Origin of the sequence: Capilliphycus salinus ALCB114379, from assembly GCF_047276495.1 — a bacterium.
GTDB lineage: Bacteria > Cyanobacteriota > Cyanobacteriia > Cyanobacteriales > Microcoleaceae > Capilliphycus > Capilliphycus salinus.
The window spans coordinates 7,675,893-7,692,702 of sequence record NZ_CP178543.1 but is presented as its reverse complement, the minus strand read 5'-3'; the positions used below and the strand labels follow the sequence as shown (position 1 = coordinate 7,692,702).

The window sequence follows — 16,810 nt, the reverse complement described above, 5'->3', positions numbered from 1 at the left end:
AAAACTCACGAACGGTCAACGGCAGGACTACAATAGAGGTTACACGATTTGCGGGTAATAAAATTCTCTTACCCGATATTATTGTACTGTATTGACCTTTAGCGATTATGTCTTTTTCTCCCCAGTTTCTTAACGGTTCAGAAATTCGGCAAAAATTCCTTAACTTCTACGCCGAACACGGTCATAAAATTCTGCCGAGCGCTTCGTTAGTACCCGAAGATCCGACGGTACTATTAACAATAGCCGGAATGTTGCCTTTTAAACCCATTTTCCTCGGACAACGCCCCCCGGAAGTTCCCCGCGCCACCACGTCCCAAAAATGTATCCGCACCAACGATATTGAAAACGTGGGACGCACCGCCCGCCACCACACCTTTTTTGAAATGTTGGGCAATTTTAGCTTTGGTGATTATTTTAAAACACAAGCGATCGCCTGGGGTTGGGAATTGTCAACCGAAGTTTTTGGTTTACCGCCCGAACGTTTGGTGGTCAGCGTGTTTGAAGAAGATGACGAAGCCTTTGAAATTTGGCGCGACAAAATTGGCATTCCCGCCCACCGCATCCAGCGCATGGGAGAAGACGACAACTTTTGGAAGTCCGGCCCAACCGGACCCTGCGGCCCCTGTTCTGAAATTTACTACGATTTTCATCCCGAACTCGGCGATGATAACATTGACTTAGAAGATGATACCCGGTTTATCGAGTTTTATAACTTGGTTTTCATGCAGTATAACCGGGATGCGGACGGCAATTTGACCCCGTTACAAAACAAGAATATTGACACGGGAATGGGGTTGGAACGGATGGCGCAAATTCTCCAAAGTGTTCCCAATAATTACGAAACCGACCTCATTTTTCCGATTATTAAAACTGCGGCGGATATTGCGGGAATTGATTACAAAAAAAGCGACGCAAAAACCCAAGTTTCGCTGAAAGTAATTGGCGATCACGTTCGGGCGGTAGTTCATTTAATTACCGATGGAGTAACGGCGTCTAATATCGGTCGGGGTTACATTCTTAGACGGTTAATTCGCCGGGTGGTTCGGCATGGGCGGTTAATTGGAATTGAGGGGGAATTTACTACCAAAGTTGCTGAAACGGCGATTCGTTTGTCCGAGGATATTTATCCCCAAACTCGCGAACGGGAAGCGGTAATTAAAGCGGAATTACAACGGGAAGAAGAACGGTTCTTGGAAACGTTAGAACGGGGTGAAAAACTATTAGCTGATATCATAGAAAAAGCTATTAATAAGGAAATCCCCCCTCAGTCCCCCCTTAGTAAGGAAATCCCCCCTCAGTCCCCCCTTAGTAAGGAAATCCCCCCTCAGTCCCCCCTTAGTAAGGGGGGTCTGATTTCGGGGAAAGATGCGTTTGTGTTATATGATACCTACGGTTTCCCCTTAGAATTAACCCAAGAAATTGCCGAAGAAAATGGGTTAACGGTGGATGTTGAAGGGTTTGAAAGCGAGATGGAAGAACAACGGAATCGCTCTAAAGATGCCCATGAAACGATTGATTTAACCATCCAGGGAAGTTTGGATAAATTAGCAGAAAACATCCATCCAACCGCATTTTTGGGCTATTCTGAACCCGTTTCGGAAGCGTTGGTTAAAGCAATATTGGTTGAAGGAAAATCGGTCGAGTCGGCTGAAGCGGGAACAAAGGTGCAAATTGTTCTCGATCAAACGCCTTTTTATGCGGAGTCGGGCGGACAAATTGGCGATCGCGGTTTTCTCAGTTTTGGGGAAACAGTTGTGCGGGTGGAAGATGTTCAAAAAGAGTCGAATATCTTCATTCATTTGGGCAAAGTTGAACGGGGAATATTAACCGTTGGCATGACCGTAAACGCCCAAATTGATCGCGCTTGTCGGCGTCGCGCCCAAGCCAATCATACCGCAACTCACCTATTACAATCGGCGTTAAAATTAATCGTCGATCCGGCTATTTCTCAGGCGGGTTCAATGGTGTCGTTTGATCGCCTGCGGTTTGATTTTAACTGTCCCCGTTCGTTGACGTCGGAAGAGGTTCAACAAGTCGAAGATCAGGTGAATACTTGGATAGCGGAGGCGCATCCGGCTGTGGTTGCAGAGATGCCATTAGAAGAAGCAAAAGCCAAGGGTGCAACCGCAATGTTTGGCGAGAAATATTCTGATGTCGTGCGGGTGGTTGACTATACGGGAGTTTCGATGGAATTGTGCGGCGGAACTCACGTTAATAATACTGCTGAAATTGGCTTGTTTAAAATTGTCAGCGAGACGGGTATTTCATCCGGTATTCGTCGCATTGAAGCGGTGGCGGGACAGTCGGTTTTGGATTATCTAAAAGTGCGGGATAATGTAGTCAAAGAGTTGGGCGATCGCTTTAAAGCCAAGCCGGAAGAATTGCCGGAACGGATTACAAATTTGCAAAATGAGTTAAAAGCAACTCAGAAACAATTGGAAGCCGCAAAAGGGGAATTGGCGATCGCAAAATCCGATCAATTATTGGCGGAAGCGGAAACGGTTGGTGAGGTTAAAATACTGGTGGCGGAACTTCCCCGCGTCGATGCGGACTCATTGAAAACGGCTGCGGAACGGCTGCAACAAAAGTTAGGAGAAAGTGCGGTTGTGTTGGGTTCGTCGCCGGAAGAAGGGAAAGTTAGTTTAGTTGCGGCTTTTAGTGCAAAAGTTCACAAAGACAAGAAGTTACAAGCCGGAAAGTTTATCGGAAATATCGCCAAAATTTGCGGTGGCGGCGGCGGCGGACGTCCGAACTTTGCCCAAGCGGGGGGACGGGATGCGAGTAAGTTAAGTGAAGCGTTAGAGAGTGCAAAAACTCAGTTAGTTGAGGGGTTGAAGTAGTTTGTTTGGGTGGGCAATGCCCACCTTCAACTAAGGTAAGATAATTTCGATAAGAATGAGTATACATTTTTCACAAGAATTCCAGTTTGGTTTAGAGAATTTGCAATGGGAAGTCAGAGAAATTCTCTGCTCTTTTTACTTAAAACGTATTGATGAAATTTTTACTACAGCAGGATGTATAAAAAAATCTGATTCAGAAACAAAATTTGAATTAGTAAATAAGTATTACGATAATTTTAACTGGAAAGAAGAAGAAGATATTAGAAAATTTGTGCGAGTTATAAACAATATACTAACATCATCAAATTATTTTGTGAATGACGAAACTAAACAACGTCTCAAGAATAAATGTCAGCAATTAGGTTTTAGAGTAAACGATGAATTCGGACTAATTCACTATCGTGATTTAATTAATTATAATACAACTTTTAAAGGACAGTTTCAGGCTGGATTACCATTCGGAAAAATAAAGCCTGAATTTGTAATTAAGGCTGAAAAAAGAAGTCAAACACTGAAGTTTGAGCTACAAAAAGGAATTGGTATTATTGATGCAAATGCCGATGTATATCCAAACTTCAATTATCAAAAACTTCTCAATTTGTATGATTGTACTTCAGAAACTGACCAGGTTTTAAGCATGGCTTTAATTGGTATGAATCAGACTCGACATGAAAAAAATATTTTTTTAAGTTATAAATATAAATTTCAAATGAATAAGGAAGATGTTCCTGTTCTAATACCACAAGCATGGATTCAGTGGCACTCTGTTAATAAAAGAAATTTGAGAGATACTAACTCGCTACACATAGATGATATCTATCGAGTAGATTTTGTTGTTTTTTGGAAGAATAAAAGATTTGTGATATTAGTAGACGATATTAGCCATTATGCAATCAAACGTAATAATCAATGGTTTGCCGATCAAGAAAGTTATTCAAAACGCTTAAAAGAAGATCGAAAATTACAAAAAGAGGGATGGCAAGTTTTTAGAATCAGTAATTGGGAGTTAAGGGATGAAAGAGATAAAAATGTAGTCAATGATATTTTGGAAGATTTACGTGAGTTTATAGGTTTTTAGTACAGCAAAAACTATATCCTGCAATAAAACTACTATTTGATTAAGTTATAGTGTTTTCAAATGATTTATGGAAAACCATTGACCTAGAGAAGCCTTCGAGATACTGAGACGCTTGCACTACTGTTTACATCTCAAATGAAAATGCTATAGAAGTGATACTCTCAACACCACAACCCCTAAAAGGACGATACACCTGACACTCAACTTGGCGATCGCTATATAACAAAAAATCTTTAATTGTCCGTCAAGTCAACAGGGCCAAAATCATCGGGAATTTCCTCAATAGATTGAATATTCAACACCCGTATTATCGCTTTCCACTGACGGGGAGTCGGCTTGGCTTCGGTTTCCCCAGAAACCCAACGCTGATAGGTTCGCAGAGGAATTCCACACAACACGGCAAATTCAGCTTGAGACAGTTGGGTTCGTTCAAGTCTGAGGGTTTCTATCGGTGAGGGACTGTCTTGGGGTCTGCGATCTTTTTTCATCTAATCATCCGATGGCCCAAAATGATCCGGTAAATCTTCTATTGTTTTTCCTTTCGACTCCAGCAAACGTGCTAAAGCCTTAATTTGCGGAACCGTGAACGTCGGTACATTATCCCCCGCTTCCCAACGGCTGACGGTTCGCGAAGAAATACCCAACTGTCTCGCCAACTCCTCTTGAGACATTCCCAGTTCATCTCTTAGCTTTTTCAGGGGTGATTTCCCCACTCCTTCTCTTGATGGTCTTCGTTGAGGCATAGGGCAATATAACAAAGTATCTAATAATTATCTAAAAAAGTTGGCGATCGCGTAGCGTCTCCCCCTGTTCATAATATGCCTTTGTGCCATAATTAAGTAAAAATATATCAAGCCGGAAACGATGACGAATTCACTTCTCAACGAAATCCTGAGACTGAGTGTTTCAGAACGACTAGAACTAATAGAAATTATTTGGGATAGCCTTGCGACTACAGGAGATGAACCCGAATTAACAGACGCACAGCGTCAAGAACTCGACTGTCGTCTAGAAGCTTACCAACAAAATCCCACATCGGGTTCAAGTTGGGAAGAAGTTAAACAACGAATTCAAAGCCGTCAATGAGTTATCCTATTATTATTCAGCCCGAAGCTGAACTCGATCTTGAGGATGCTTACTGTTGGTATGAACAGCGCCGTCAAGGACTGGGTTCGGAGTTTATTCGTGCAGTTGATAACTGTTTCTCCTCAATTGCTGAAAATCCATTTGCTTATCCTCAAATTTACAAGCAAACTCGTCGAATACTTGTTCGCAGATTTCCCTATGGAATCTTTTATTTTTTTAACAATAATACCATTCTTATTATCGCTTGCTTTCATACAAAACGCAACCCGAAAACCTGGCAAAAGCGCCTTTAACTTCATTCTAACTTAACCCAAGAACCATAAAATGATAAGCTAATATCGGTTAGCCTCCCAACATCAGTATGTCCGAACAAAACTTCCTACAAACCCCCCACAGTGGCTATCACTGGGATCAAAGCGATCGCCGTTTTTTTGAAGGCTGGTACTTCCGCGTCACCCTAAGCGAAGACCGTCAAACCTTTGCATTCATGTACTCTATCGAAGACCCCATTGGCGGACAGCTTCACAGTGGCGGGGGGGCGCAAATTTTAGGCCCGGATGATGAGTATCTCTGTCGCACCTTTCCCGATGTTAACCGGTTTTGGGCGTCTCCCCAGGCGTTAGAATTGGGTCATTGGGGCGAAACCGACTTAACATCAACCCCCGCTTATCTCGAACCCGAACTTTTTAATCATCATATCCGACAAGGGTATCAAGTTACAACCACTTGGCATCAGGGTACTTTACACGATCCGGGAACCCAACAAACCTGTCGTTGGGAATATTCAACCCGGCCGATATATGGATGGGGAAATGTTGGTCAACCCCAACAGTCTACAGCGGGTTGGTTGTCTTTTCTCCCCATTTTTGAACCGGGTTGGCAAATCTTAATGGCGCACGGGTTAGCAACTGGTTGGATAGAGTGGAACGGGAAAATTTATCAGTTTAATAATGCGCCCGCTTATAGTGAGAAAAACTGGGGCGGTGCGTTTCCTCAAAAATGGTTTTGGGTCAATTGTAACTGTTTTGAAAATGAACCCGATTTGGCACTAACCGCAGGCGGAGGAAGGCGGGGCGTGTTAGCTTGGATGGAATCTGTAGCGATGATTGGGATTCATTATCGGGGTAAATTTTATGAGTTTGTTCCCTGGAATTCTCAAGTAAATTGGCAAATAGAACCTTGGGGAACTTGGCAAATGCAAGCCCAAAATCTAGAATTTCAAGTTACATTATCCGCCAAAACTGACCAACCGGGAACGCCCTTACGAGCGCCCACACAAGACGGATTAATTTTCTTTTGTCGGGATACCATGCGGGGTGAAATTATGTTAGAATTGAAGCGGGGAAATGAAATTATTTTACGGGCAGAAAGTCATCTCTGCGGTTTGGAAGTTGGGGGCAGTCCTTGGAAAGAAATTTGGGTGAATTAACGACAAGCTAAGTCGTCGGATAGTAATAAGCAAATAATAAACAAAGCCGTCTAAAAACGGTATAAATTGCTAAATCCCCGACTCTTCCCCACTTGAACGGATGAAAACTGCGGTATCTTTTGTTAACATGGGGAAAGATAACCAAATTGGGGCTGTGGCTCAGATGGATAGAGCAAGCGCCTCCTGAAAAGATCGGGCATCCCGAGAGGAAACTCCGGGCGTGAATGTGGTCAAACTCAAGGAAGCCTAAGTTCATGTTAGGATAGGGTAATCTTGAGCCAAGCTTTATCTTAAATTTAGGATAGAGAAGGTGCAGAGACTCGACGGCCACCACCTAAAGGCTTTTGCCAAGGGTGAAGAGAGAGTCCAGAGAGTGGGGAAACTCACACCAATCTGAAGCGCTAGGTCGCCGGTTCGAGTCCGGCCAGTCCCGTAGCCCAGAAGGTTAACCCTTTGCCAAGTTCGAGATTTGTGCTATAGTCTAAGACTAAGTAGCTAGGCTTAACGATTTGGTTGAGCTAGAATTTAAGTTGTAACTGTACAGTTGTTAAACCCTTGTTCTGGTAACTGACCCATGACTTCTTCTCCTACTGTTGCGCCCAGTCGTTCCAGTCAAGTTACCCGTCAACCTTATCCTAACTATAAGGTGATTGTTCTGAACGACGATGTTAACACCTTTCAGCACGTTGCCAGTTGTTTGATGAAGTATATTCCGGGAATGAATCCCGATCTGGCTTGGGATTTAACCAATCAAGTTCACTACGAAGGACAGGCGACGGTTTGGGTGGGTCCGCTAGAACAGGCCGAACTTTATCACACGCAATTAACCCGAGAAGGGCTAACGATGGCGCCGTTAGAAAAGGCTTAACGTTTGGAGTCGGAGTCGAGGATACCGCTTTCGACGATTAATTTCGGCCAAACGAGCAGAAAGTATCCCATCCAAACTAAAATCGGAAGGGCGACAATTGCGGTTAACCACCAGGTTTGAAACAGCAACCCACTTCCGAGGATGATAGAAGTTCCCGTTAACAAAATCGACCAGGGTTGACACCACCAGGGCTTATAATTCCAGGGATTAATTGTTTTTGGGTCGTCCGTTTCCATAAACTAAATTTTCTATCAAACCGTGAGAATTAACCCGATTTTAACAGAGTAACCAGATGAGTCAATTCGGGGAGAATTAGCTTTTCCATTGCCAATTTGACCGCATTGCTGGAACCCGGAAGCGAAAACACCAACGTTCGGTGACAAACACCCGCCACAGCCCGAGAAGCGATCGCCCGCGATCCGATATCAGCATAACTCAAACTGCGAAAAATTTCACCAAATCCCGGCAAAGTTTTCTCAAGCATCCCTTCGATGGCATCGTAAGTCGTATCTCGGGGTGCAATTCCGGTCCCGCCATTGAGAATTAAAGCATCCACATCGGGAAGTTGACACAACCGTTGAACTTCGGCTTGAATATCTCCGGGTTCATCGGGGAGAATCAAATACTGTTTAATTTGATATCCCGCTTGTTCGAGTAACGTTTGAATCAACCGACCGCTTTTATCGGTTTGGTGCGTGCGAGTATCGCTAACCGTAATAATTCCACAATTGATTATAACATCGGAAGGATCGGGATGAGGAAGGGATGCCATCTTCAATTTTCCCCGTTGATTTTCGCACAAATTACCGGAAAGACACCCGTGAGGTGATGGAAGTCAGAAGGGGATAGAAACACCATTCCCGACTTCCCCAACAGCCCATCAGGACTTGCTAAATTCTAACCCATTGGCTTGGGCGTAACGGTTCATAAACCGCATAAACCGCTCCCATTCTTCCTCCGACTTCATCAAATAAACCGCTTCTATCGCTTCCGGTTTACCATTAACAAACTTCGCCTTCACCTCGCGGGTTAACAATTCCCCTTCTTCATCAATTAAATACATTCCCGTGATTTCGTCAGAAAACTCTTTGGAGAGGGCATCGGGATTGTCAAAATAAAAAGTCGCCGTTCCCTGAGATTTATCGCGAGAACGAGTTAAGCGAACATCTGGAATTTTCTCTTCATCAACTCCCCGTGCAAATTGAATTGTAGCCATAATTTCACCAACAGATTTTAAACAATTGTTAAATTCCCACAGTCTATCTTGACACTCCCATCGCCGGACGCGAGGGATTCTTGGGCTGAATCTTGCCTCCACTAACAGTGTTAGTTTTGGTCTTACAGTTTCATGTCTAGTCCGACTACACTTTTTCAAGCCAGCCTCTTGACGGAACTACTCCCCAAGCGTGAATTCGGGTATGCCCTACCCTATTTGATTTCTTTACGCTCAATCCGTATGGCTTGCGTTTATTCCAGTGACGGACGAGATTTAGGGATTACGGAGTGTAAGACTGTTTCCGGTGTCTCCCTTGCGTCAACAACCCTTACCTAAGGTTACTATGTCGTCATTCTCCCGTCAATAAAATTGAGGGTCTTCTGGGGACGTTAAGATAAAACGCCGAGGGCATCTAAAACTAGACGCCCTCAGAAATTGAAGATAAATTTCTAGAACTTAAGCCAACCTTAGACAATATAAGGCGAATCAATTCTCTGGACGCGGCCTTGAGCGACTAACGTTTGATAGAAAATCGCCGCCACTTCTCCGCGAGTAATATCCCGTTGAGGAGATAATAAATCGCGACGGGGATAATTGACAACCATTCGCTTTTCGGTTGCAGTCGCCACCGCATCGGTTGCATAGCTGGGAATTTGGGCGCGATCGCTGTAAGCCAGCAGAGAGTTAGAGGTTCCGCCGGTCAACTTCAACCCGTTCACCAATGATACAATAGCTTGGGCGCGGGTTAAATTTTGATTCGGACGAAACGTACCATCGGGGAAACCAGCTAAAAATCCCGCACGGTTGGCTTTCTCAATCACCGCTTTCGCCCAAAAATCAGAGGCAACATCCTTAAAAGCGGTCCCCTGACGAATGGCTGTTAAATCAAACGCCTTGGCCAATAAAGCCGCGTGTTCGGCGCGAGTTAAACTATTATCGGGTCGGAAAGTACCATCGGGATAGCCGCTAATAATATTTAAGTTCACCAACCCTTTAATAAACGCTTCCGCCCAGTGTCCCTTAATATCCTTTAAGTCACCAGGAGTCGGAGTCGGAGTCGGAGTCGGAGTCGGAGTCGGAGTCGGACCAATTGCATACTCAATCTCTCCCTTCGTGCGAGTCGGGTTAATTTGATTTCCGATCGAGATCAGCTTAAACTTACCCGCATTTTGAACATCGTACTTCCCATTATCGCGGAAAACGTTCCCACCCGGATCTTGATCATTTCCTAAATCCGGATTGGCATCGGCAATCACCGTTAACCCATCTTGCAGGTTCTTTTCGACTAAATTTTTCCGCAACACCGGTTTAGAACTTCCCGAAAGAACTATTCCCGTGCGATTTCCGGTAATTTGATTATCCACAATTAACGGCGCCGCTTGAGCTTGCACGGCGATCGCATATCCGGTATCTTGAAACTTATTACCGCGAATTTCCCCTTTGGCATTTCCGGCCAAAGCAATACCATTCCCCCCATTTTCGCTAAACACGCTATCCAAAATTTCAGGAATCGCCGTTCCGGTAATATAGACCCCTTCCCGCTTGGATTTAGCAAAGGTACACTTACTCACTGTACAATAAACCGATTCAATCCAAACGGCGGTTCCCCGAATTTCCTCATTCGTAACACTAAATCCGTGCAGCGCCGAATTATTTTCCATCCAAACGGTCATATTTTGAGCGGCAGCCGTCGGACTGGTAAACCGACCGCTTCCGGTAATTTGAGTATTACTTCCCTTTCCGGCTTCATTTCCAACCAGCTTCACCCCGGACCGAATAAATAAGGGGAAACTTTCGCCGTTGGCGGAGGTATAAGTTCCCGGCGCAACCTGCACAACCGTTCCCGCTTGGGCTTGAGAGAGGGCTTTGGTAATGGTTTTAAACGGACTCGACTGAGTACCGGTGTTAGAATCCTTTCCTGTCGTTGAATTAACGTAAAGAGTCATAACTGAAGCTGTGGTAAAATTCTGAGCAACAACATTGAAATTACCTTGAATGCGATTGCCATTGACATGATTGCCAAAAGAAGCGATCGCAACTCGGCTAGTATTTTGTACATCAAATCCGCCATTTTTTCCGAAGGTATTTCTCCCCGGATCTTGAGAACTTCCCAAATAGGGAGCGGCATTTTCAGCGATGACCATGCCATCACTGCTATTGCGTTCTATCGTATTGCGGCGCAAAATCGGTTTGGCATCGCCCGAGATTAACACCCCAGATCGGTTTTCAAATATCGCATTATCGCTGATTTGGGGGGCGGCATTATCTTGGATGACAAGACCGTATCCGGTGTTTTGAAAGAGATTTCCTTGAACTTCTCCGGTTACGGTATTTTCGATAAAAATGCCATAGCCTTCGTTATCAATGAACAGATTATTGAAAATCTGCGGAGAACCCGAACCTGTGGCATAAATTCCCTTGCCTTTATTGTGAATTAAAGTACAATTGGCAATCGTTGCCGTTACCGATTCCAACCAAATCCCCGTACTTGAAATCTCGCTGTTTGTTAGGGTAACACCTCGCAGTTCAGCTTGATTTTCTAACAACAAAGTGATTCGTTGAGGAGTTGCACTCGCACTCAAATAGTCACCGCTTCCCTCAATTAAAATACCGCTACCTTTTCCGGACTCATTTCCCACAACCATTACCCCTGAGGGAATTTTTAAGGGAAATATCTCCCCGGTGGCGGCGTTGTACGTTCCTACCTCAAGCTGTATCCTTGTACCGGATGTTGCTTGAGATAAGGCTTCTGTCAAGGTTTTCAAAGGCGCTGATTGACTGCCCTCACCCCGATCTTCTCCCAATGCTGGGTTGACATATATTGTTGTCATCGTTATCTGTGACTACCAAACCGTCTGCGCTGATTCTATGATTCTGTTACACCTCTGCTAAAGGGTGTTCTGGAGAAAATCAGGATTCTCTTGAATTTATTTATAGCCCTTGCGATCGGGTACATCCCAAAAACCGGGTTTTTAATCCAACTGTGCCTCTAAAAATTCAAAACCGCTATAACTTATACCATATCCAACTAACCAATAATCATTCTGTAGGGGCGGGTTCTACAAAATCTTTGCTACTCCTCCCAGATTCAGGGAAACCCGCCCCACCGGATAGCACGTATTAATCAAGCCCGTATCATAGGAGAAAGGAATGGTTAAAGGGAAGCGGAGAGTGGCATTAAAACCAATTCGTTTGAAGTTATTATTATTGAGTGCGATCGCAATTTTGTTTTAGCTTTTTTTCGGCAACCCCGGAAACATTGAACTGATTGTATTTGCCGTCTTTTCAAAGTTTTTGCTGACTTCCGATTTTACCTCTTCTCCCCATTTATGAGTTGCATTGACAACAGAATTAACCTGTTGATTCACTTGTTCTCCAACAGCTTTACTGCTATTTTGACCGGCTGTAATCATCTGATTAAAAGCCATTTTTATCGGTTTGGGAGTCGCCGCATCCACCGCTTCAGCAACCCAAGATGTTCTTTCTCCCAACCAACCCGAAGTAATATTAAACATTTCTATTGCTTTTTCGACTGTTACTCCGTAGGCAACTTTAATTTCATCGGGTGTGGAATTATTTATTTTTTCGACAATTTCTTGACGCTGTTCTTCACTAAGATTATCCCAAATCTGTTTACCAATAATTCCCACGCCCGCGATCGCAATTACCGCTCCCCCGGTAGACACGGCAGAAACAATTGCCGTCCCCGCTGCTATTCCACCGCCACCGGATGCCAGCGTTCCCCCACCCAACCAGGCTAAAGCCGCGTTTGTGGCTGCGGCACCGCTTAAAGAACCGATCGCCGTTCCGGTAGAGGCAGCAACGCCCAAAGTTGAGGCAACTGTTACCACTGTTCCGGCTGAACTTCCAATCCCAATCATCACACCTCCAACAATAGTCGGAGTGGCAAATTTCACCGTTCCCGACTGGGTAGAATAAGCCTTTCCTGTGACCATTAAAGTCGCCCAATGTTCGCAGTTAAATTCTGTGGGATGATAGGAACGAATATTTCCCGCTTCTAAGGCGATTTTGAAGGATTTTATATTCTGTTTAATTCGGTCAAAATCAAAGGTTTCTCCTCTAACTTTTACCGTACTCCAACCTTCTGCTTCTATCGGTTTTACCTCTAAGGTGGAATTATTCACCCAACCCACCGTGCGATTTTCTGCAATCACAATCGCGTAGTGAGCGATCGCCCCGTAATTTTGTTTGACGATTTGTCCGAGTTTAAAATTATTCATCGTTATCCTTTTTTAAATTAAACTTGAATTTTTGTTAGTCTAAAAGCATATCTAACTCATCTTGTAACGCTTGCATTTCCGCCGAAGATGCTGCCGAAGATGCTGCCGAACTTCCTAACAAATCCCAAGGATTTTGACGAATATGTTGAACTCCGGCTTCCACTCCTTTGTAAGTTGCGTTAACAGTTGTTTGAGCGGTTGTTATGATAAATTTCTGCCATTTGGAATCGATTTCCTGCCAAATTGCTTGCAAAATAGATAAACTCAATAATGCCGTGCCAACCGGAGGAAACAGAATAACCGCAGTGGTAATTAAACCCGATGTCAAGACCCGTAAACCGACTTTATTAATCGCATCTTCTAGAGTAATTTTATCCTGTAAAACCTCAATTAAAACCGGAAAAACCTCTGTACTCACTGTAAAACCTAACGCTGCAAAAGCATTCCCCCTCATTAGTTTTTGCAAAACTTTAATCGCAACGCCCCGCATCAAACCCGTTTTTAAACCATCAATAGTAACGGATAAAATTTTATCGAGTTCTGAAGCGGCGAGTTCTTGTTCTCCCCGACAATAAGCGCCTAAAGCTTTAATAGACTGAAGTAAAATATTAATCGCCGCATTAATTGCCGCACCTTCAAGACCTGCACCGCCAATTTCTCCAACCGATGCCGCCGTTTCCATGATTTCAGCGGCTAAATAGGGATTTTCAGCCACCCAAGCGGCAAAATCTTGACTGACGGGAAAACTTTTAATCCCATCAACCTCGATAACAATTGTGGTGTTATTCACCCCTTGATTTTCTAAGTTGGTGAGAATTTTACCTTGATAATGACCGGAGTTGGCTTGCTTTGCTACATAGTTCTCGGTACCGGCTTTGGCTTGTATTTGTGCGATGACTTCTCCAACTTTGTCAATATAAATATCCGGGCTATATTTTGTGGTTCCATCGGCGGGAATTTGATAAGCCCGAATTTCAGAATTGTTGAGTGCGGCATTAAGATTAAAACCAATTGCCTGTAAATGTTCAAACGCAAACCCAAAGGCTTGGGGATTTTGACTGATTTCACCGTTGCTTTTATTAATCAAACCCGCTCCCGGTGTGAGCAGCGTAGAAACTCCATCTTGTACCGTTTGAGCGGCAGTAGAAATATTTTGGGTGAGACTGGGAATAAGTCCGTTGAGAATTGCATTAATTTTATCTTTCATTATCCGAGAGACGGTGAGAAAGTCTAATCTCTACATTAACCGGAAAAAACTTAGATAGCTAGCGGGGAATTACCGAAATTAAACAGCTTACTCGGAATTCAAATTTAGACTATTTTCCGTAGAATTACTGATTTTATAGACAAACCCGACGAGTCGAGGATAGGGTTGACACTCAAGCAAGCAATAAAGCACAGGGATTGTATTTCAGTTTTTTTGAGTAGAATCCCTTGTTTTCCGTTATACTTGACTGTGGGATTTCCTTATTTTTTCACATCCTTAAACTCACTCAACTTCTGATGTTTTCAGATCTTCAAAATCACTGGAGTGCATCCTGCATTCTAAAATTAGCGGAAAAATCCATTATTCAAGGCTACCCGGACGGTCGCGTTTATCCGGATCGGGAGTTAACTCGCGCCGAATTTGCGGCGTTAACGGTCAAGGCGTTTCCCAATCTCCCCTTAACCCGAAAAACCCTTAATTTTTCCGACCTTTCTCCCCAACACTGGGCTTATTCTTCGATTCAAACCGCCGTTCAAAAAGGCTTGTTTCGCGGTTATCCCGACAACACATTTCAACCCGATCAACCCGTCACCAAATTACAGGCTATTTTAATTTTAACCTCGGCGTTAATCCCAGAAAAACCCTACGCACCCCCCTGTATTTTAAACTCATCTTTTCTCGATACCGATGAAATTCCTAACCCCGCAAAACCCCTAATCGCCCAAGCCACTTTAACCGGTTTAATCGTTAATTATCCCAATCCCAAAACCCTCAATCCCAACCGCAATCTTACCCGAGGAGAAGCTGCGGCTTTATTGTGTCAGGCTTTATATTTGGATGGAGTTCCAACCCAATATATCGTTGAACTACAATTACTTTCCGAACGACGGGTTAATTATACCCCCTTGCAAACGGCGTTAATTAATCAAAATTGGCAATCAGCTAATCAATTAACCTCTAACTTTATGCTCGATTTGGCCGGACAAAAACAGCGGGGCTATTTAACCGCATCCGACACCCAAAGTTTACCCTGTTTGGATATTCAAACCGTTGATTTCTTGTGGCTAAAATTTTCTCAAGGACGCTTTGGCTTCAGCACACAAGCTGAAATTTGGCGCAGTTTATCAGGCAAAAATTATGACGATTCTCTCCGTTTTGAACAACAAGTTGGATGGAATCAACCTCAACCCCTATTTGATTTAATCTCCGCTCCCCCCGGACATTTGCCCCTGCGTCCGGCTTTGAGCGAAGGGGTGATGGATGCTTGGGGTGGGGGATGGATTTTGGCGATTTCTCAGCGACTTGAACGCTGTTGTCGCTTATCGGTTTCTCCGATAACTCTAGAATAGAGGGGGATAATGCAGAAGTTATGGTTTTTGTCAAATTGACCCAATTTTATGTAACGATTTGGTTACAAAACTCGTTCGTCGAAAAAAGTGGTTTGAGGGTTTGTCAAGGGGGGAGAGAAACGAAATAATCGGACTTAGAAGGGGGTAAAATGCGAACAGCTTAGAACATCCCCTTGGATTATCAAAATTGTACCGGAGTCTGAAACCCCTGTCAACTCGTCAAATAAATGAAAATAATTTGCGATAATTTTTAAACATTAATTTTTGTAACGACAGAAAATTTTAAATTTTTGAACTAAAACGGGGTTTTCAATTACTTAAACTCATATAATTGGAGAAAACCCCAACCTGAGATACTATTCATTACTAATCGCATCAAAGCCGTTCAACCCATCGCCCATGATCGAAGTCGAAAATTTGTGTAAGATTTACGGTTCAACCCCCGCCCTTCAGGACGTCTCCTTTTCCGTCGAACCGGGAGAAATCTTAGGATTCTTGGGGCCGAACGGAGCCGGAAAAACCACGACACTGCGAATCCTCTCCGGCTACCTCCCCGCCACCAGCGGCACCGCCAAAGTTGCGGGTTACGACGTACACGAACAATCGATAGCCGTTCGCCAACGGATTGGTTATCTGCCGGAAAACCCGCCCTTGTATCCGGAAATGACCGTCGAAAGCTTTTTGTATTTTGTCGCCCGCATCAAACGAGTTGCGGCAGGCGATCGCAAAGCCAACGTCGAAACCGCCCTCAAAAAATGCGGACTGTGGGAGCGGCGAAAATCCCTAATTCGCAAACTCTCCAAAGGCTACCGTCAGCGGGTGGGAATTGCTCAAGCGTTGGTACACGATCCCCCCGTTATCGTACTCGACGAACCTACTGTTGGGTTAGATCCGAGGCAAATTATCGAAGTCCGCAACCTAATTAAAAGTCTGGCGGGAGACCATACCATTGTTTTATCGACCCATATTTTGCCGGAAGTCAGCATGACCTGTAACCGGGTGACAATTATCAACCGGGGTCAGGTGGTGGCAACGGGAAGCCCAGAAACCCTGATGGAAGAACTGACGGCCGGATCGGGATATCAACTCGAACTCGACAGCGCCGTAGACCCGGAAAAATTAACCGTATTTGAACAAATACCCGGCGTGCGATCGCTACAATATCTTCTTGAACCGCAAGAAAACCGCACCCAACTGCAAATTTTCTGCGAACCCAACACCGAACCGGGGCCGGAAATAGTTGCCGCTTGCGTGTCTTGCGGGTTCAACCTCTACGAAATGCGCCGAACTCGCGCTAGCCTAGAAGATGTATTCCTCCAACTGACAACTCAACAAACAACTCCCGAAGAAACGGTAGAACCCGAAAATATAGGCGAAAATGATTCGGCAACCCCAGAAGTTCAACCTTCACCAGAAGACAGCCAACCCCTAGACGAAAAACCCGATACCATAGACAATAATCAACAAGACGATGAACCCGACTCAACCCCTTAAGC

16 protein-coding genes are annotated in these 16,810 nt (G+C 44.3%); 8 read left to right on the top strand and 8 right to left on the bottom strand.

What is annotated here, in order from left to right:
* Positions 1-107: 107 nt before the first annotated feature.
* Together alaS and ACL6C3_RS31360 are read left to right on the top strand one after the other, a co-directional pair.
* Positions 108-2,840, top strand: coding sequence for an alanine--tRNA ligase (gene alaS, locus ACL6C3_RS31365; RefSeq protein WP_413164157.1), 2,733 nt, complete (start codon positions 108-110; stop codon positions 2,838-2,840).
* A gap of 55 nt (positions 2,841-2,895) precedes the next feature.
* On the top strand, positions 2,896-3,918 hold the full coding sequence (locus ACL6C3_RS31360) for a hypothetical protein (protein ID WP_413164155.1): 1,023 nt from the start codon (positions 2,896-2,898) through the stop codon (positions 3,916-3,918).
* A gap of 233 nt (positions 3,919-4,151) precedes the next feature.
* Here the strand turns inward: ACL6C3_RS31360 and ACL6C3_RS31355 are convergent, their stop codons facing one another.
* Together ACL6C3_RS31355 and ACL6C3_RS31350 are read right to left on the bottom strand one after the other, a co-directional pair.
* Positions 4,152-4,406 carry a helix-turn-helix domain-containing protein gene (locus ACL6C3_RS31355; RefSeq protein WP_413164153.1) on the bottom strand — a complete coding sequence of 85 codons (255 nt, stop codon included), beginning with the start codon at positions 4,404-4,406 and terminating at the stop codon, positions 4,152-4,154.
* The gene (locus tag ACL6C3_RS31350) at positions 4,407-4,661 is read right to left on the bottom strand and encodes a helix-turn-helix transcriptional regulator (protein WP_413164152.1); all 255 of its coding nucleotides are present in this window, start codon (positions 4,659-4,661) and stop codon (positions 4,407-4,409) included. It lies immediately after the preceding gene.
* A gap of 121 nt (positions 4,662-4,782) precedes the next feature.
* On the opposite strand from ACL6C3_RS31350, the gene ACL6C3_RS31345 reads away from it, so the two are divergent.
* The 4 genes from ACL6C3_RS31345 (at position 4,783) to clpS (ending at position 7,301) form a co-directional block, all read left to right on the top strand.
* Positions 4,783-5,004 (top strand): addiction module protein, encoded by a 222-nt coding sequence (locus ACL6C3_RS31345; protein ID WP_046280921.1) that lies wholly within the window; start codon positions 4,783-4,785, stop codon positions 5,002-5,004.
* Complete coding sequence (locus ACL6C3_RS31340) at positions 5,001-5,297, top strand: type II toxin-antitoxin system RelE/ParE family toxin (protein ID WP_413164149.1); 297 nt, start codon at positions 5,001-5,003, stop codon at positions 5,295-5,297. The genes ACL6C3_RS31345 and ACL6C3_RS31340 overlap by 4 nt, the downstream gene beginning before the upstream one ends.
* Positions 5,298-5,365: 68 nt before the next feature.
* A complete protein-coding gene (locus ACL6C3_RS31335) occupies positions 5,366-6,433 on the top strand; it encodes a tocopherol cyclase family protein (RefSeq protein WP_413164147.1) in 1,068 nt (355 codons plus the stop codon).
* Positions 6,434-7,007: 574 nt separating this feature from the next.
* Positions 7,008-7,301, top strand: coding sequence for an ATP-dependent Clp protease adapter ClpS (gene clpS / locus ACL6C3_RS31330; protein WP_413164145.1), 294 nt, complete (start codon positions 7,008-7,010; stop codon positions 7,299-7,301).
* Here clpS and ACL6C3_RS31325 read toward each other — a convergent pair.
* From ACL6C3_RS31325 to ACL6C3_RS31300, 6 genes are all read right to left on the bottom strand, one after another.
* Positions 7,298-7,537, bottom strand: coding sequence for a DUF6737 family protein (locus tag ACL6C3_RS31325; RefSeq protein WP_413164143.1), 240 nt, complete (start codon positions 7,535-7,537; stop codon positions 7,298-7,300). The two genes, clpS and ACL6C3_RS31325, sit on opposite strands and share 4 nt — an antisense overlap.
* Before the next feature lie 29 nt (positions 7,538-7,566).
* Positions 7,567-8,073, bottom strand: a complete 507-nt coding sequence (locus ACL6C3_RS31320) for a MogA/MoaB family molybdenum cofactor biosynthesis protein (RefSeq protein ID WP_413164141.1) — start codon at positions 8,071-8,073, stop codon at positions 7,567-7,569.
* A gap of 108 nt (positions 8,074-8,181) precedes the next feature.
* On the bottom strand, positions 8,182-8,517 hold the full coding sequence (psb28, locus tag ACL6C3_RS31315) for a photosystem II reaction center protein Psb28 (protein ID WP_413164139.1): 336 nt from the start codon (positions 8,515-8,517) through the stop codon (positions 8,182-8,184).
* Positions 8,518-8,984: 467 nt separating this feature from the next.
* On the bottom strand, positions 8,985-11,348 hold the full coding sequence (locus ACL6C3_RS31310) for a DUF1565 domain-containing protein (RefSeq protein ID WP_413164137.1): 2,364 nt from the start codon (positions 11,346-11,348) through the stop codon (positions 8,985-8,987).
* A 399-nt stretch (positions 11,349-11,747) separates the two neighbouring features.
* Complete coding sequence (locus ACL6C3_RS31305) at positions 11,748-12,758, bottom strand: hypothetical protein (RefSeq protein WP_413164135.1); 1,011 nt, start codon at positions 12,756-12,758, stop codon at positions 11,748-11,750.
* Between the two features lie 34 nt (positions 12,759-12,792).
* Entirely contained in the window at positions 12,793-13,965 is a 1,173-nt protein-coding gene (locus ACL6C3_RS31300; RefSeq protein WP_413164133.1) for a hypothetical protein, read from the bottom strand.
* Between the two features lie 296 nt (positions 13,966-14,261).
* Here ACL6C3_RS31300 and ACL6C3_RS31295 point away from each other — a divergent pair, with 296 nt between their 5' ends.
* Both ACL6C3_RS31295 and ACL6C3_RS31290 read left to right on the top strand, forming a co-directional pair.
* Positions 14,262-15,314 (top strand): S-layer homology domain-containing protein, encoded by a 1,053-nt coding sequence (locus tag ACL6C3_RS31295; protein WP_413164131.1) that lies wholly within the window; start codon positions 14,262-14,264, stop codon positions 15,312-15,314.
* A gap of 399 nt (positions 15,315-15,713) precedes the next feature.
* The gene (locus ACL6C3_RS31290) at positions 15,714-16,808 is read left to right on the top strand and encodes an ABC transporter ATP-binding protein (RefSeq protein WP_413164129.1); all 1,095 of its coding nucleotides are present in this window, start codon (positions 15,714-15,716) and stop codon (positions 16,806-16,808) included.
* The last annotated feature ends 2 nt before the right edge of the window (positions 16,809-16,810 follow it).

Bases quoted from the DNA above. Each gene is read 5' to 3' on its own strand.
- alaS (WP_413164157.1), top strand. From the start codon at position 108: ATGTCTTTTTCTCCCCAGTTTCTTAACGGTTCAGAAATTCGGCAAAAA.
- ACL6C3_RS31360 (WP_413164155.1), top strand. From the start codon at position 2,896: ATGAGTATACATTTTTCACAAGAATTCCAGTTTGGTTTAGAGAATTTG.
- ACL6C3_RS31355 (WP_413164153.1), bottom strand. From the start codon at position 4,406: ATGAAAAAAGATCGCAGACCCCAAGACAGTCCCTCACCGATAGAAACC.
- ACL6C3_RS31350 (WP_413164152.1), bottom strand. From the start codon at position 4,661: ATGCCTCAACGAAGACCATCAAGAGAAGGAGTGGGGAAATCACCCCTG.
- ACL6C3_RS31345 (WP_046280921.1), top strand. From the start codon at position 4,783: ATGACGAATTCACTTCTCAACGAAATCCTGAGACTGAGTGTTTCAGAA.
- ACL6C3_RS31340 (WP_413164149.1), top strand. From the start codon at position 5,001: ATGAGTTATCCTATTATTATTCAGCCCGAAGCTGAACTCGATCTTGAG.
- ACL6C3_RS31335 (WP_413164147.1), top strand. From the start codon at position 5,366: ATGTCCGAACAAAACTTCCTACAAACCCCCCACAGTGGCTATCACTGG.
- clpS (WP_413164145.1), top strand. From the start codon at position 7,008: ATGACTTCTTCTCCTACTGTTGCGCCCAGTCGTTCCAGTCAAGTTACC.
- ACL6C3_RS31325 (WP_413164143.1), bottom strand. From the start codon at position 7,537: ATGGAAACGGACGACCCAAAAACAATTAATCCCTGGAATTATAAGCCC.
- ACL6C3_RS31320 (WP_413164141.1), bottom strand. From the start codon at position 8,073: ATGGCATCCCTTCCTCATCCCGATCCTTCCGATGTTATAATCAATTGT.
- psb28 (WP_413164139.1), bottom strand. From the start codon at position 8,517: ATGGCTACAATTCAATTTGCACGGGGAGTTGATGAAGAGAAAATTCCA.
- ACL6C3_RS31310 (WP_413164137.1), bottom strand. From the start codon at position 11,348: ATGACAACAATATATGTCAACCCAGCATTGGGAGAAGATCGGGGTGAG.
- ACL6C3_RS31305 (WP_413164135.1), bottom strand. From the start codon at position 12,758: ATGAATAATTTTAAACTCGGACAAATCGTCAAACAAAATTACGGGGCG.
- ACL6C3_RS31300 (WP_413164133.1), bottom strand. From the start codon at position 13,965: ATGAAAGATAAAATTAATGCAATTCTCAACGGACTTATTCCCAGTCTC.
- ACL6C3_RS31295 (WP_413164131.1), top strand. From the start codon at position 14,262: ATGTTTTCAGATCTTCAAAATCACTGGAGTGCATCCTGCATTCTAAAA.
- ACL6C3_RS31290 (WP_413164129.1), top strand. From the start codon at position 15,714: ATGATCGAAGTCGAAAATTTGTGTAAGATTTACGGTTCAACCCCCGCC.